The 15,447-nt window shown below is 58.3% G+C and carries 16 protein-coding genes; 14 read left to right on the top strand and 2 right to left on the bottom strand.

Annotated features, from left to right (window positions below):
- The first annotated feature begins 105 nt into the window (after positions 1-105).
- On the top strand, positions 106-1,527 hold the full coding sequence (gene pyk, locus ABYM29_RS02175; protein WP_372861666.1) for a pyruvate kinase: 1,422 nt from the start codon (positions 106-108) through the stop codon (positions 1,525-1,527).
- Between the two features lie 29 nt (positions 1,528-1,556).
- Here the strand turns inward: pyk and ABYM29_RS02170 are convergent, their stop codons facing one another.
- Entirely contained in the window at positions 1,557-2,339 is a 783-nt protein-coding gene (locus tag ABYM29_RS02170) for an SDR family oxidoreductase (RefSeq protein ID WP_372861538.1), read from the bottom strand.
- Positions 2,340-2,627: 288 nt separating this feature from the next.
- On the opposite strand from ABYM29_RS02170, the gene npdG reads away from it, so the two are divergent.
- From npdG to ABYM29_RS02135, 7 genes are all read left to right on the top strand, one after another.
- Positions 2,628-3,302: an NADPH-dependent F420 reductase gene (gene npdG, locus ABYM29_RS02165; protein ID WP_372861536.1), complete on the top strand. Its 675-nt coding sequence runs from the start codon at positions 2,628-2,630 to the stop codon at positions 3,300-3,302.
- Positions 3,303-3,311: 9 nt separating this feature from the next.
- Positions 3,312-4,082: a coenzyme F420-0:L-glutamate ligase gene (gene cofE, locus ABYM29_RS02160; RefSeq protein WP_372861534.1), complete on the top strand. Its 771-nt coding sequence runs from the start codon at positions 3,312-3,314 to the stop codon at positions 4,080-4,082.
- Complete coding sequence (gene cofD / locus ABYM29_RS02155) at positions 4,082-5,044, top strand: 2-phospho-L-lactate transferase (protein ID WP_372861532.1); 963 nt, start codon at positions 4,082-4,084, stop codon at positions 5,042-5,044. The genes cofE and cofD overlap by 1 nt, the downstream gene beginning before the upstream one ends.
- Before the next feature lie 4 nt (positions 5,045-5,048).
- Complete coding sequence (cofC, locus tag ABYM29_RS02150) at positions 5,049-5,792, top strand: 2-phospho-L-lactate guanylyltransferase (RefSeq protein WP_372861529.1); 744 nt, start codon at positions 5,049-5,051, stop codon at positions 5,790-5,792.
- Between the two features lie 3 nt (positions 5,793-5,795).
- Positions 5,796-8,243, top strand: a complete 2,448-nt coding sequence (gene cofH / locus ABYM29_RS02145) for a 5-amino-6-(D-ribitylamino)uracil--L-tyrosine 4-hydroxyphenyl transferase CofH (protein ID WP_372861527.1) — start codon at positions 5,796-5,798, stop codon at positions 8,241-8,243.
- 27 nt (positions 8,244-8,270) lie between these two features.
- On the top strand, positions 8,271-9,035 hold the full coding sequence (locus tag ABYM29_RS02140) for an SDR family oxidoreductase (protein ID WP_372861524.1): 765 nt from the start codon (positions 8,271-8,273) through the stop codon (positions 9,033-9,035).
- 69 nt (positions 9,036-9,104) lie between these two features.
- Positions 9,105-9,995, top strand: coding sequence for an AEC family transporter (locus ABYM29_RS02135; RefSeq protein WP_372861522.1), 891 nt, complete (start codon positions 9,105-9,107; stop codon positions 9,993-9,995).
- A gap of 72 nt (positions 9,996-10,067) precedes the next feature.
- Here ABYM29_RS02135 and ABYM29_RS02130 read toward each other — a convergent pair whose 3' ends face one another.
- Positions 10,068-10,553 (bottom strand): DUF3806 domain-containing protein, encoded by a 486-nt coding sequence (locus tag ABYM29_RS02130; RefSeq protein ID WP_372861520.1) that lies wholly within the window; start codon positions 10,551-10,553, stop codon positions 10,068-10,070.
- Between the two features lie 201 nt (positions 10,554-10,754).
- Between ABYM29_RS02130 and dapA the strand changes: the two genes are divergently transcribed.
- The 6 genes from dapA to ABYM29_RS02100 form a co-directional block, all read left to right on the top strand.
- Positions 10,755-11,630 carry a 4-hydroxy-tetrahydrodipicolinate synthase gene (dapA, locus tag ABYM29_RS02125; RefSeq protein WP_372861518.1) on the top strand — a complete coding sequence of 292 codons (876 nt, stop codon included), beginning with the start codon at positions 10,755-10,757 and terminating at the stop codon, positions 11,628-11,630.
- A gap of 41 nt (positions 11,631-11,671) precedes the next feature.
- Positions 11,672-12,679, top strand: a complete 1,008-nt coding sequence (bamC, locus tag ABYM29_RS02120) for an outer membrane protein assembly factor BamC (RefSeq protein ID WP_372861516.1) — start codon at positions 11,672-11,674, stop codon at positions 12,677-12,679.
- Positions 12,679-13,437 carry an MBL fold metallo-hydrolase gene (locus ABYM29_RS02115; protein ID WP_372861515.1) on the top strand — a complete coding sequence of 253 codons (759 nt, stop codon included), beginning with the start codon at positions 12,679-12,681 and terminating at the stop codon, positions 13,435-13,437. Before bamC ends, ABYM29_RS02115 begins: the two co-directional genes overlap by 1 nt.
- Positions 13,438-13,454: 17 nt before the next feature.
- Positions 13,455-14,174 carry a phosphoribosylaminoimidazolesuccinocarboxamide synthase gene (gene purC / locus ABYM29_RS02110; protein ID WP_372861512.1) on the top strand — a complete coding sequence of 240 codons (720 nt, stop codon included), beginning with the start codon at positions 13,455-13,457 and terminating at the stop codon, positions 14,172-14,174.
- Between the two features lie 20 nt (positions 14,175-14,194).
- On the top strand, positions 14,195-14,485 hold the full coding sequence (locus tag ABYM29_RS02105; protein ID WP_372861510.1) for a hypothetical protein: 291 nt from the start codon (positions 14,195-14,197) through the stop codon (positions 14,483-14,485).
- A 75-nt stretch (positions 14,486-14,560) separates the two neighbouring features.
- Positions 14,561-15,447: TonB-dependent receptor plug domain-containing protein (locus ABYM29_RS02100; RefSeq protein WP_372861507.1), on the top strand; the 887-nt coding region annotated here is incomplete at its 3' end.

Below are 15,447 nucleotides of genomic sequence, written 5' to 3'. Positions count from 1 at the left end.
CGCGGCGAGCTATTTGTCGCCTGCTGGCATCGATGCGCCATGACTGCAGGTGTAAACTGCGGTGATGGCGAATTGTCGCCACTAGAGGAGAGAGTCGATATCGTTATGCGTCGTACCAAAATTGTTGCCACGGTGGGCCCAGCCTGTGATTCCAGAGAACTTTTGCGCGAGATGGTTCGCGCGGGCGTTAATGTCTTTCGTTTAAATTTTTCCCACGGCAGTGCTGACGAGCATCGCAGTCGCTGTCAGTTGATTCGAGAAATATCCGCTAGTGAAGGCCGTCATGTGGCAGTGTTGGGTGACCTGCAGGGGCCCAAGATCCGCCTGCGCAAGTTGGCTGTGGAGCCTGTTCATATTGAGCCCGGTGTCGAATTGGTGCTCGATACTCGCCTTGCGGACGGCGAGGGCAGTGAGCGTCATATCGGTGTCGACTATGAGCCTCTGGCGCGATCGGTGAGTGCTGGGGATACCCTGCTGATTGATGACGGCCGTTTACAGTTATCGGTCATCGCTGTTCGCGGTGAGGAGGTACATTGTCGCGCGGAAAGTATTGGTAGCCTGCGTTCCCGCAAGGGGATAAACCGCCTTGGTGGCGGTTTATCGGCACCGGCATTAACGGATAAAGACCTGGAAGATATCAAGCACGCAGCGGCGATGGATCTCGATTTTATCGCTATTTCTTTTCCAAGCAGCGCCGCCGATATTAACGATGCCCGCGAAAAGCTGGAGCGAGCGGGATGCTTTGCTCATATTATCGGCAAGATAGAGCGCGCCGAGGCGGTTGCTGACGAGGGTCATCTGGATGCCTTAATCAGTGCTTGCGACGGCGTGATGGTGGCCCGCGGCGACCTCGGTGTCGAAATTGGCGACGCCAGCTTAATTGGCTTGCAAAAGCACATTATCAAGCGCGCGCGGGTGCTGAACCGGCCGGTGATCACCGCTACGCAAATGATGGAGTCGATGATCAGCAACCCTATTCCCACCCGAGCCGAGGTTTTTGATGTCGCCAATGCCGTGCTCGATGGTACCGACGCGGTGATGCTATCGGCGGAGACCGCCGCGGGGCAGTATCCGCTGGAAACGGTGAAGGCAATGTCCCGCAATTGCGAGGGGGCGGAGCGCTACCCGTCTGCGCGCAAGTCCAGCTACCGGATCGAGCGCAGCTTTGATTCCGTTGAGGAAACCCTGGCAATGAGCGCCGTGTATGCGGCCAATCATCAGCAGGGGGTCAAGGCGATTGTGTCGCTGACGGAAACCGGGCGCACGGTGCTGTTAATGTCCCGCTTGACCTCAGGTATTCCTATTTTTGCCTTTAGTCGCAACGCTGCCACCTGCCGGCGGGTCAGCTTGTATCGCGGGGTGTTTGCTATGCCTAGTCCAAGTTCCGCGCCCGCCGTCGAAGACTGTATTGAGGCGTTAAAGGCGCGAGCTGAGGTTGCCGCTGGCGACCTTATTTTGATGACGATGGGCGATCAGGTTGGCGTCGACAATCACACCAACGCGCTGAAAATCGTGCGTGTTCTGTAGTGATTGCGGCCGCCGGGCGGCCGCGGTGGTCACTTGTCGTTGCCGGCGTTGGCCGCGTCGAGAAAGGCCGGTTTTTCACCGCCGCCGTGTACCGTCAGAGCGGCGCCACTGATATAGCTGGCCATATCGCTAGCTAAGAATAGGCAGGCTTCGGCGATATCCTTGGGGATTGCCATACGCCCCAGTGGAATGGTGTTGCCGACGGCGGCAATGCCGGCTTCATCGCCGTAGTGCAGGTGTGATTGTTCGGTGCGGATAAGGCCGGCAATGATGCTGTTGCTGCGCACCTTGGGGGCCCATTCCACGGCCAGAGAGCTGCTGAGATTCAGCAGGCCCGCTTTGGCTGCGCCGTAGGCTGCGGTGCCCGGAGATGGGCGTTGCGCGCTGACTGAGGCGATGTTAACAATGCTGCCACCACTGGCCTGCTGCTGCATAACGGCGTTGCAGGCTTGAGCGAAAAATAGCGGGGCGAGTAGGTTAAGGCGCACGATTGATTCCGAAAAGCGCGGTGAGGCTGTCGCTGCATCGGCGAAGGGGGCGCCGCCAGCATTGTTAATCAAGACATCAATGCGGCCGAATTCAGCAACAATTTCGTTGATAAAGCCCTGCACTGCGTCGGGGTCGCGAACATCCAGGGCGCGGAACCAGGCTTCGCGGCCATCGGCGCTGGGCAGGCTATCGGGGATGCTGCGGCCACAGATTGCCACCTCGGCGCCCGCCGCCAGAAACTGCTCGCTGATCCCCCGGCCCACGCCTTTGCCGCCGCCGGTGACCACTACTACTTTTCCTGTAAAATCCAGTGCGCTCTGCATTACCGCTTACCTACCTTGTACCCTGTCGTGTTAGTGTTTTACTGCTGCGCGCCGGCGTCTGTTTGCGCCGTTTGCGCCGCGAGATTGAAGGTCGACAGTTTAGCGCTTTAGCCAACTTTTTAATATGACCGTATTTTTATGCGCAAATGACTTGTTTTGTCAGTGTCAGTGGCACAGCGCTCTGTATACACTAGCGCTTTGATCCGGCTTCGACGGCGCCGCTGCGGCGCCGCGGTGTTGTGTGTTCAGCGCATAACATCTCCCAATGACAAGTAAAAGGTGTTTGATATGTCCAACAGTGCAGTGATTGCGATTCTTGGTGGTACCGGCAATTTGGGGACCGGTCTGGCTCGGCGCTGGGCGCAGGCGGGTTACCGGGTCATTATTGGTTCGCGTACCCAAGAAAAGGCGGAGCAGGCAGTTGCCGAGCTCAAAGCGCTGATGGCGGAGCGCGGTGTTGACGCGGTGGCCGTGGAGGCAATGGACAACCAAGCCGCCGCGGAGGCGGCTGATATTGCAGCGCTGACGGTGCCTTTCGCCCATCAACGGGGCACTTTGGAGGCCCTGCGTGCTGCGTTGCAGGGGAAAATTTTGGTCGACGTGACGGTGCCCCTAGTGCCGCCCAAAGTCGCGCGGGTGCAATTGCCTGAAGAGGGCTCGGCGGGCCAGATCGCCCAGCAGATTCTCGGCGACGGTGTGAAGGTGGTGTCTGCCTTTCAAAATGTGGCGGCGGTGCATCTGCAGGAGGGGTCTGAGCTGGATTGTGACGTGCTGGTTTGTGGCGACAGCAAAGATGCCCGCGCCAGTGTGATTGAACTGGTTGAGGCCGCCGGGCTGCGTGGCTTCCATGCTGGCAGCATAGCCAATGCCGCGGCAGTTGAGGCGATGACGTCACTGCTGATTTTTATTAACAAACAGTATAAGTGTCACGCCGGGATCAAACTCACCGGCGTTGACCAGTAAGCCGCAGCAATGGCGAGTTCACAGCTGCAGCTCATCGCCCTTCAGGGGTTTCCTCTGGTTGAGCCGGGCGATGATTTGACGGCGCTGGTTGCGGCCGCTTTGGAGGCCAATCAACTCCGCCTACAGGGTGGTGATGTGTTGGTTCTTGCTCAGAAGGTCTTTTCCAAGGCCGAGGGGCGCTATGTGCGTCTGGCTGAGGTGGAGGCGAGCGCGGAAGCGAAATCGCTGGCCGAGCAGTGTGATAAAGACCCTCGGCAGATGGAGTTGGTGCTGCGCGAGTCGCGCGAAGTGCTGCGCGCACGCCCAGGAGTGGTTATTGTTGAGCACCGTTTGGGCGTTGTGCACGCTAATGCCGGTATCGATAAGTCGAATATTCCCAATTGTGATGACGATCCGCAATTGTTGCTCTTGCCGGAAGACCCCGATGCCAGTGCTCAGCGCTTGCGTGCGGGTTTGGCGCAACGCTGTGGTGTTGAGGTCGCGGTTATTATCAACGACAGTGCCGGTCGCGCCTGGCGCAATGGTACTGTCGGCTTTGCGCTGGGCACTGCCGGTTTTGAGGTGGTGGAAAATCGCATTGGTGATGCCGACTTGTTCGGTCGCGTGTTGGAAGTGACCGAAATTGCGGTGGCCGATGAATTGGCAGCGGCGGCGTCCTATGTGATGGGGCAGGCTGATGAAGGGAGCCCCGTAGTACTGTTGCGCGGCGCGAAGTTGCGGCCGTCTGACGACGGCTCGCGAGCGCTGTTGCGCGATCGCGAGCGGGATATGTTTCGCTAGTGGTTAAGCCGCTTGTGTCGGGCAAGTTTGTGGCGCTCAGTGGCGGCGTGGGGGGCGCTAAGCTGGTGCGGGGGTTGGCCGATTGTCTCGCTCCCTCACAGTTGACGGTGGTGGCCAATACCGCTGACGACTTTGACTACTGGGGTTTGCGGATTTGCCCAGACCTCGATTCGATTACCTATGCGCTTGCTGACCTCAATGACGAACAGCGCGGCTGGGGCTTGCGCGATGAAAGTTGGGTAACCCTGGAGGCGATGCGTCGCCTTGACGATCAGCAGTGGTTTCAGCTGGGTGATCGGGATCTGGCCAGCCATTTATTTCGCACGCAGGCGCTGCGTGCTGGCCAGTCCCTGACGGCGGTTACTCGACAATTGGCCCAGCGCCTGGGCAGCGCTACGCGCTTGTTACCAATGACTGAGCAGCACGTCGCCACGCGGGTATTTACCGATATCGGCGAGCTGGAGTTTCAGCAGTATTTCGTGCGCGAGCAGTGCCGGCCGGCGGTTGAGCGTGTTGAGTTTGCCGGCATAGATCAGGCGGAGTTAAATCCAGAGGCCATTGCAGCTCTGGCCGACCCGGCGCTGCGCGGTATTATCATTTGCCCGTCTAACCCGTTTTTAAGTATCGACCCGATTTTATCGCTGCGGGGTTGCCGCGAAGCCATTGCTGAGGCGGGTGTGCCCGTGGTCGCGGTTTCGCCGATTATTTCCGGGCGGGCAGTGAAAGGGCCGGCCGCAAAGATGATGCGCGAGTTGAATATTCCCAGCCGGGCAGCGGCAGTGGCCAGTTACTATGGTGAGCTGCTCGACGGCTTTATTATTGATGAGCACGATAATGAGCAGTGTTCAGAGATCGTCCGGATGGGGGTCGAGTGTCGGGCTGCACAGAGTATGATGAGCGATCTGAATACCAAAGTGCAGTTGGCTGCGGCAACTTTGTCACTGATTGAGGAACTGGCGTAACACTATGTGGTTGGTTTTACCGCTCAAGGATTTTGTGCAGGCCAAGCAGCGCTTGTCTGGCTGCCTCAGTGTGTCTGAGCGCCGCACCTTGTTTCAGCATATGGTTGAAGATGTGTTGGCGGTGCTGTCATCGGTGCCGGCTTGTGAGCGTTTGTTGATTGTTTCTGATGACCCTGCCGCGCATCTACTTGCCGAGCACTTCGGTGCGGAATGCTGGCCGGAAGCGGAGTTGGGGCGCGGATTAAATGCGGTGTTGGAAGCGACCCTGGCGCGTATCGCCAGCCTGCCGTCGGCGCCGCAAAATGTGATGATTGTGCATGGCGACCTGCCGTTGATTAACGCCGCAGAATTGTCGGCACTGGTGGCGCGCCAGGCGGAGGCCGCCGTGCCAGCAATGGTTATTGCGACTGACCGCCATCGCCGGGGCAGCAATGTTTTATTGATGCCTCTGCGTCAGCGAATTTCCCTGCACTATGGCGAGCACAGCTTGGCGGCCCATCGCCGCGCCGCCCAGAGGGCCGGATTGGAGCTGTTGGTGCAGTGCAGCGAAGGTTTGGCCAGTGATATTGATACCCGCGACGACCTGTTGGCCTTGGTTGAGCGCGCAGCCGATGACAGTGCGGGGCAGCACCTGGCGCCGCAGACGATGAGTTATCTACAGGGCAGTGGTATCGCCCGCCGACTGCAGCAGATGAATCCGCCTGCGGATCAGCGGTCCGAGGAGTTGCGTGGAAATGGGCCTAATTGAGCGATGAGTAATATAGAATTTCAGCCCCTGATAGATGTGGCTCTCAGCGGCGAGCTGAGTGACGAGCAGGCGTTGGCGCTGCACCGTTGTGACGACACGGCGGCACTGGCGGCTGCGGCCGCGCAGCTGCGCGATCGCGGTTTTGGCAACGTGGTGAGTTACTCGCGCAAAGTGTTTATCCCGCTCACCCAGCTGTGTCGCGATGTTTGCCACTACTGTACTTTTGCGAAAACGCCAAAGCGTATCGAGCGGGCCTTCCTCAGTGTTGAGGAGGTGTTGAGGCAGGTGCGCGAGGCCGAAAAACTAGGCTGTAAGGAAGCGCTGTTTACCTTGGGCGAAAAGCCTGAATTGCGTTATCGTGCCGCCCGTGAAGCCTTGGCCGAAATGGGCTTCGCGACGACCTTGGAATACTTGGCCCACGTTGCGAGCCGGGTAAGGGACGAAACATCGGTACTGCCGCATATTAATGCCGGTTGCATGAGTGATGACGAGATTGCCATGCTCAGACCGGTGTCGGCATCAATGGGAATTATGCTGGAGTCTGCGGCCGAGCGGCTGTGTGACAAGGGCATGCCGCACCATGGGTCTCCGGATAAAGCCCCAGCGGCGCGCCTGGCAACGTTGCGAAGAGCCGGTGAGGCCCGGGTGCCGTTTACCTCGGGGATTTTGATTGGTATCGGCGAAACCCGCTGCGAGCGTATCGAGTCGCTGTTGGCGCTGCGCCGTGTGCACCGCGAGCACGGTCACCTGCAGGAAATCATCATCCAGAATTTTCGTGCCAAACAAGGCACCAAAATGGCATCGGCACCGGAGCCGGATCTCGATGAGCTGCTGTGGACAATTGCCGTTGCGCGCTTGATCTTCGGCGCGCAGATGAGTATTCAGGCGCCCCCCAACCTCAGCCCCGGGGTGCTGCCACAGATTGTCGCCGCCGGTATCAATGATTGGGGCGGGGTGTCGCCAGTGACCCCAGATTTTGTCAATCCCGAAGCGCCCTGGCCCCATGTCGAACGATTGGCTAAAGAGACGGCCCTCAGTGGCAAGTACTTGCACGAGCGGCTGACTATCTATCCGCGCTATGTGCGCGACGGTGAGCGCTGGTTGGACGATGCAATACTGCCGCAGCTGCTCAGGCTGGTTGACGGTCAGGGCTTGCCGCGCACTGATGGTTGGCTGACCGGCCAGGTCGCGGCGGCGCCCGAACAGGAGCTGCGGCTGTTGGCTAAGGAGCGACCACAGGCCAGCAGCGTCATTGCCGATATTTTGCGTCGCGCCGAGGCGCAGCAGGTGTTGACGGAAGCCGATATTGTTCGCTTGTTTGAAGCCCGCAATGATGACTTTGCGGCGGTGTGTCGGGCTGCTGATACGCTGCGCCGGCAGCGTTGCGGCGATCGCGTCAGCTACGTGGTCAACCGCAATATCAACTACACCAATGTCTGTTATTTCAAGTGTCAGTTTTGTGCGTTCTCGAAGGGCAAGCTGAGCGAAAACTTGCGCGGTCGGCCCTATGACCTCAGTGCAGAGGAAATTGCCCGCCGAGCGACCGAGGCCTGGCAGCGCGGTGCTACCGAAGTGTGTATGCAGGGCGGCATCCACCCGGAATATACCGGTCAGACCTACTTGGATATTTTGGCAACGCTGCGCGGGGCGACGCCGCAGATGCATGTCCACGCTTTTTCGCCATTAGAAGTTTGGCAGGGCGCGGAAACGCTGGGGCTGCCGCTGGAGGACTATCTGCGGCAGCTGAAAGCTGACGGTCTGCACAGTCTGCCCGGCACGGCGGCCGAGGTCTTGGACGATGAGGTACGGGCGGTGCTGTGTCCGGACAAAATCAACACCGCGCAGTGGCTGGAGGTGATGGAAACGGCCCACCGGGTGGGTCTGCCGACCACGGCGACGATTATGTTTGGTCACGTCGATGGCTACCACAACTGGGCGAGGCACTTGCTGGCCATAGCTGATTTGCAGCGGCGCAGTGGGGGCTTTACCGAGTTTGTGCCGTTGCCCTTTGTCGCCAGTGAGTCACCGATCTATCTGAAGGGGCGAGCGCGTCGCGGTCCGACTTTCCGCGAATCGATATTGATGCACGCGGTTGCACGTCTGGTCTTTAACGGTTTGATTGACAATATTCAGGCCTCTTGGGTGAAGCTGGGCGAGGCCGGGGTATTGGCCTGTCTCAACGCCGGGGTTAATGATCTCGGTGGCACCTTAATGAATGAAACGATTACCCGTGCGGCGGGTGCCAGTCACGGCGAGGAAACCAGTCCCGAGCAGATGGAGTGGCGGATCACCGCGGCGGGCCGTCAGCCTTGGCAGCGCAACACCCTTTACGGCAAAGCGGATGCCCAACAGGTGCTGCGCGCTCGGCATGCACGCGCTTTGCAGCAGACGGTGAATGACCCGGCGAGTAAATATGAACGCAGCAAACGCGAGTTGATTGCCAGTAGCTGAGTTGACTTGAAACAACAAAGGAAGGAAATGATGGGAATTTATGCAATGAGCGGTGGTGCCACAGGTATTGGTGCCGCTATTCGGGAACGTTTGTGCCAGGATGGTCACAAGGTCATTGTGGTCGATCTAAACGATGGCGATATCTGCGCCGACCTCAGCGAGTACGCCGGCCGCCAGCGTGCGATTGACGGTATTCGCCAGCTTTGTCCCGACGGTTTGGACGGGTTTATTCCCTGTGCCGGTGTCGGCCCTTCGGTGCGGCCGCCTTCACTGATTGCTCGCATCAATTACTTTGCCGCGGTTGCGCTGACTGAAGGGGTGCTGGATTTACTGGAGATGCGCAAGGGGCGCATTGTGATGATTGCCTCGAACTCGGCGCCGATGGTTGAGCACAATGACTATGTGGATCTACTGCTCGACGGCAAGGAAGAGGAGGCTTGTGAGCTGGCGGACAGTCGCGACACTCACTCTGCCTATGCGGGTTCCAAGCATGCAATCTGTTGTTGGCTGCGGCGTCGCAGTGGTGAATTTGCACGGCGCGGTATTCGCATTAATGGTGTGGCGCCGGGGATCGTAAGGACGCCACTCACCGACAAAGTGCTGGACGACAAAGAGTTGGGCCAGGCGATGCGTGACTTTGGCGACACTGTACCGCTGGGCAGTATTGGCCAGCCCCAGCAAATTGCCGAAATGGTAAACGTCTTGTTTGGTCCTGCGGGGGAGTATATGACGGGCTCGCTGGTGTTTATCGACGGTGGTCACGACGCGATGTTGCGTCCAGACGGTTTTTAAAGCCCCTTTCTCGAGTGCGCCGCTGCCGGCGGCGCGCTGTGAGCCTGTGTTTTCGTCCTAGGCCCCGCCATGTTTGCGCTGTTTTCTCCGTTGCTACCGATCATGCTGCCGGTGCTGTTGTGTGCCTTATTAGGCCTGCTTTGGGTGCGTTTCGACCAGCCCTTCGATCAGGAGTTTGTGCGCCGCATAGTGATGTGGGTCGGGGCGCCAGCGCTAATTATTGCGACTCTGGGCGGCATCGATATTTCCCCGTTGCAGCTGCGCCGGGTGTTATTGGCCAGTCTGGTGATGTTGGCGTGGACGGCGCTTTTCGGCGCCGTGGTTTGCCGCTTGCTGGGGCTTGGGTTGCGTGATTTTCTGATTCCACTGATGTTCGGCAACTTCGGCAATATGGGCTTGCCAATCAGCCTGTTTGCCTTTGGTCAAGAAGGCTTGGCCATGGCATTGGGGCTCTTTTTGGCCACTACGGTATGCCATTTTTCCCTGGGTGTGGCGGTGCTTAATGGTCGCGCAGCGCTTGTTGCCGTGAGCCGTTCACCGATTATTTACGCGGGCGTGTTCGCTGCGTTGCTGGTGTTTTACGACTGGCAGTTGCCCGCGACGGCTGCCAATACGCTGGGTATTCTCGGCGGCATGTCGATCCCGCTGATGCTGATTACCCTTGGCGTGTCACTGGCCTCTTTGCGAGTGTCGGCGGCGCGGCGGGCACTGTTACTCGGGGCTGCTCGGTTGCTGCTCGGGCTGTCGGCGGGTTTCGCCACGGTGTGGTGCCTTGAGCTGGAGGGGATGACGCGCAAGGTCATATTGCTGCAGTCGGCAATGCCGGCGGCGGTTTTTAACTATCTGCTGGCGGTGCAATACCGGCGTCAGCCAGCTGCGATTGCCGGCATGGTCGTGAGTTCGACGCTGATTAGCTTCGTAACTATTCCCCTGCTGCTGTTGTATCTCGGTGTGTCGTGATCGCCGGCCGCTGCGGCGCCCTGCCGCGGTGGTCTAGAGCTTTCAGGGCGCCTTATTTAGCTGCGCCGATGTTCATCGAATGATGATCATTTTCTTTATACGGGCGGTTTCACGCTCCAGCTTTTCGTAGATTGCCTGCACATCGACCTCGGCGCCCACGCGAACGCGGCTGGAGATCTGAGTCACCGGGAACAGGAATTCGTCTTTGGTCGGTACTTCTAGGGCGCGGCTGCGGCCCTTGCGGTCGCTGTATATGACCCAGCGCAGGCCATTTTCACGGCGCAGGTGGTCGCCCAGTATAATGCCCATGGCTTGTAGTTTGGCGGTTTCCCCGGCGCCGACCAAGTTGCGGTCGAGGATGTCTTGAATAAGCCTCAGGTCACTGCTGCGGCCGTGACCAAAGCTTCGCCCCAAGGACAGCTGTGCGAGGCTGTTGAGTTCTTGGCGGCGATCTTCCATGTAGCGCTGATCAAGCGGGGTGAGAGGGTCGGTCCGCCACTGCTCGGCGTTGCCGCTAATGGCAAACAGTAGTAGCAATAGTGGGGCGATAAACTTCATGACGTTCCTCTTTGTGGTTGTGGGGCGGATCAGTAGCAACATCAGCCGTTAGCGCTGTCATTATACGCCGTTTAGACCGACGCCGAGCGGCAATGTTTCCGGTCGTTGCGGTGAATCTGTGGTCGCGGTGAAATCGCCCTTGAGCTGGGCCTCTCGGGCCAGTACCATTGGCGGCTTGCGGAAAATTCTGGAGATTCAGGCATGATTACCGGCAGCATTGTCGCCTTGGTTACCCCTATGCACAGCGATGGCAGCATCGACTGGCAGGCGCTGTCCCGCTTGATTGATTGGCATATTGAGCAGGGTACCGACGGTATTGTTGCCGTGGGCACCAGTGGTGAGTCGGCGACGCTGGGCATGGATGAGCACAAAATGTTCATTAAAGCCTGTGTCGATCAGGTGGCGGGCCGTATCAAAGTGGTGGCCGGTACCGGTGCCAACTCCACTAGTGAGGCGATTGAGCTGACTGAAGTCGCCCGCGAAGTCGGTGCCGACGCCTGTTTGCTGGTAACGCCCTATTACAATAAGCCGACTCAGGAAGGCTTGTACCGTCACTATATGGCCATCGCAGACGCGGTGGATATTCCACAGATTCTCTACAATGTGCCGGGCCGTACTGCCTGTGATATGCAGAATGCCACCGCTGTGCGCCTGGCCGAACACCGCAATATTATTGCCATCAAAGATGCCACCGGGGATATTACTCGCGGCAAGGAACTGATTGACGCCGTAGGTGACAAAATGGCGGTGTTATCGGGTGATGATGCTACCGCTATGGAGCTGATGTTGCAGGGTGGTAAGGGCAATATTTCGGTGACCGCCAATGTTGCGCCGGCGGCGATGAAAGCGGTTTGTGATGCGGCCATGGCGGGTGATCGAGCCGCAGCAGAGGCCGCCAATGCGCCGCTGCTAGCACTGCATGAGCGCCTGTTTGTTGAATCAAATCCGATTCCGGTGAAATGGGCACTGCACGCCATGGGTAAAATGGAAGAGGGCATCCGTCTGCCGTTGACGCCACTCAGTGAAGGCGCGCAGCCACAATTGCGTGCCGCGCTTCAGCAGGCCGGCCTGCTGTAACCCCGCCTGTGATAGGCGCTAACTAATAAGTGAATATGCGAATGCGTTTTAGCACCGTCCGTTATCCCTTGGTGATTGTCAGCCTGCTGGCACTGAGTGCCTGTGGTACCTTCCGCGACCGTTCTCACGATTACCGCCGCGCCCAGCTCAGCGAGGCGCTGGTACTGCCTGCCGGCGTGTCCTCGGCGTCGCTAGATGATCGCTACGTGGTGCCGGGTATTCGCGACCATCAGGCTTTGCCCGGCGAGTTCGAGGCGCCGCGCCCAGAGCAGCTGACTAAAAATGTGGGCACCGCTGAAGTGAAAATTCAGCGCCTGGACAATGAACACTGGATATTACTCGATGGCGAGCCCGGCCAAGTCTGGCCGCGGGTGCGGGTATTTCTGGACCGCGCCGGGCTGGTGCTGGCGAATTTGGACAATGAACAGGGCATTCTCGAAACCCAGTGGCGGGTGGTTGAAGAAGGTGCGCCACAGGAGCGTTTTCGTTTTCGCTTAGAGCACGGTGTGCAGACGGGGACCAGCGAAGTACATATTTTGGTGCAGCAGGGCTCCGTGCAGCAGCCCTGGCCTGGGCAATCTACTGACCCCCAGCGAGAGGGGCAGATGGCGCGTGTGTTGGCGCAGTTTTTGGCCGACAGTGAAAGCCAGGGGTCGGTTTCTATCCTGGCTAAGCGCGGGGGTAAGAGTAAGGGTAAAATCTTTATCGAAGGTGAGGGCGAAGAGCGCTATTTACGTCTGTTCTTGCCTTATCAGCGAGCGTGGGCTGCGCTGGGCTTGGCGCTGAACAAGGCCGGTTTTGAGATCGAAGACGAGGCGCCAGCGGTGAATAAATACTGGCTGAGCTATGTTGCCCCCGAAGATCGGGAAGGCGGCTGGCTGAGCGGCTTCTTTGGTGCCAATAAGGCTAAGCGCAGCCGCTACGTGGTGGAGATGAAGCCGGTTGCCGAAGGCGAGTCGGTGATCCTGCTGAACTACCAGAAAGGCCGTCGCCTGGGCAATGAAGAGCGGGAGGTCCTGCTCAAGCGGATTATGGGATATCTGCACTGATGCGCTTTGCCTCGCTCGGTAGTGGCAGTAAAGGCAATGCCACGCTGGTCGAGTCACAGCAGGCCTGCGTGCTGGTGGACTGTGGATTTACCATCAAGGAAACCGAGCGGCGCATGGCGCGGCTCGGGCGTTCGGCAGATTCACTGAGCGCTATTCTCGTAACCCATGAGCACGGCGATCATATCAAGGGTGTGTTGCCGCTGGCCCGCAAGTACAGCTTGCCGGTGTATAGCAGTTTTGGCACCGCAGATTACCGGGACATGCGCCGTTATGACAAATGGCAGCGACTGTCTTTGGGACAGAGCGTGGATATCGGCGGCTTTGCCGTGATGCCTGTGGCGGTGCCCCATGATGCCCGTGAACCCTGCCAGTTTGTGTTTCGTTACCGAAAAAAGACCTTCGGCTTGCTGACTGACTTGGGTAGTATTACGCCGTTTGTGAGAGAGCAGTATCGCGACTGCGATGCACTGTTGCTTGAGTGTAACCACGACGTGCCACTGTTGCAGCAGGGGCCCTACCCGCCGTCATTGAAGCGCCGGGTGGGCGGAGATTGGGGGCATTTGAATAATAGTCAGGCTGCCGAGCTGTTGCACAGTGTCAATGTCGAGCACCTGCAGCATGTGGTGATGGCGCATTTGAGTGAGCAGAATAACACCCCCGAGTTAGCCAGGGCGGCGGTGGAACCCATTTTAGCGAACAGTGAAGCACTGCTGTCCGCAGATCAACAAGCCGGTTTTGACTGGCTGGATATCGCATAAGGCGAGTGAGGCAGACCATGGAAAAACGTGAGGAATTGTATTCGGGTAAGGCAAAATCGGTATTTAGAACCGATGACCCGGATCGTTTTATTCTGACCTTTAGAAACGACACCTCGGCTTTTGACGGTGTGAAGGTGGAGCAGCTTGATCGCAAGGGCATGGTCAATAATAAGTTCAATGCCTTTATCATGGAAAAGCTGCAGCAGGCCGGCGTGCCGACCCACTTTGAGCGCCTGCTCAACGATAGCGAGGCGCTGGTGAAGCGCTTGGAGATGTTCCCTATTGAGTGTGTGGTTCGCAATATTGCCGCCGGCTCTATCGTCAAGCGCCTTGGTGTGGAGGAAGGCTTGGAGCTGTCACCACCGACTTTTGAGACCTTCTTGAAAGATGACGCGCTGCACGACCCGATGATTAACGAGTCGCATATTCGCAGTTTTGGTTGGGCCAGCGATGCCCAGATGGCGCGTATGCGCGAATTGACCTACCAAGTTAACGACATTCTCAAAGCGCTGTTTCTAGACGCCGGCATGCTTTTGGTCGACTACAAGCTGGAGTTTGGTGTGTTCAGCGATGGCGAAATCTATCTGGGCGATGAGTTCTCCCCCGACGGCTGCCGGATCTGGGATAAAGACACCCGAGAAAAGCTCGACAAGGACCGCTTTCGCCAGGACTTGGGTAATGTTGTTGAGTCCTACGAGCTGGTGGGACGTCGCCTCGGCATGAGTTTTGACGATTAAGCAACTGAGTTAAGCCCACCGTGTACGGATTGTCGTTGCCGCGCTACCGCTCACTGCTACTCGCACTGCTTCTGCTGTGCTTGAGCTGGTCGGCGTGGCTTCAGGCCGAGCATATTCATCTCGACAGCCACGAGGTTGTTGAGGAGTGTTTGCTATACCACCAGGGTGCTAATGCAGCGCTGTCTAGCCATATTGGCTTGGGTGGTAGTTTTACCTCCGGCCAGCGACTGGCGACCTACCAGCCACTGGCTGGCAAGTCAGCCGCGCTATATTCGCCGCCCGCAAGGGCGCCGCCTTTCCTTTTATCCTGAAACCAAGCGAAGAAAAGATTGCACCGCCGCGCATTGTGGCGCGTGTTAATGCCATTTTTTTTACAGGATAGAAGTATGAAACCTATTTGGATCAGCTTAAGTGCTGTGTTGTCGCCTGTGGTTTGGGGTCTGTCGCCTGAGTCACTGCCTTCCGACAGCGCGGTAACGCCGGTCGATAAACCCCCGATGGAGCACGTTGTTGTATCGGTCGCCGCGCATAAAAAAGAGGCGCAAACGGCGCTGCCAGTGACGGTTTTGGATGCCGATACGCTGCGGCGCCAGGCGGCGGCTACGTTGGGCGACACACTGAATAATCTACCGGGGCTGAGCTCAGCGAGTTTTGGTCCCGGTGTTGGGCAGCCGGTGATCCGCGGGCATCAGGGGCCTCGCGTACAGGTCTTGCGCAATGGTCTGCCGAGCCTGGATGTGTCGAGTAATAGCGCCGATCATGCCGTCTCTGTGGAGCCGTTATTTGCCGATAGCATAGAGGTGTTGCGCGGCCCGGCAACGCTGCTGTATGGCAGCGCCGCGATTGGCGGTGTGGTGAATGTGATCGACGGTGTCATACCGAGTCGCCATCGCGATGGCGTCGCGGTGGCGGCGGAGCTTCGTGGCAGTACAGTGGATGATGGTCGCACGAGTGTGGCGCGCTTAGAGAGCGGCGCCGGTAATTGGGCGTTCAATATCCAGTCGCTATACCGTGATTGGGCTGATCCCGACATCCCCGGTTCATCATTGAATCCGCAGGCTGCCGATGATCCTGAAGAGCTGGAAGAAAGCTCGCAGGGTTACTTGGCCAATGCCGACGGTCGCAGCCGCCTGCAGAGCGTCGGGACGTCCTATCACTTTAGTCGCGGCGCGATTGAGAGCGGTTATATCGGTGTCAGTTACAGTAATTTGGACAGTAACTACGGTATTCCTGCCGGTGTTCATCACCACGAAGAAGAGGGGCACGAAGAAGG

Origin of the sequence: Spongiibacter sp., from assembly GCF_041602295.1 — a bacterium.
Lineage (GTDB): Bacteria > Pseudomonadota > Gammaproteobacteria > Pseudomonadales > Spongiibacteraceae > Spongiibacter.
This window is presented reverse-complemented; position numbering and strand designations above follow the sequence as displayed.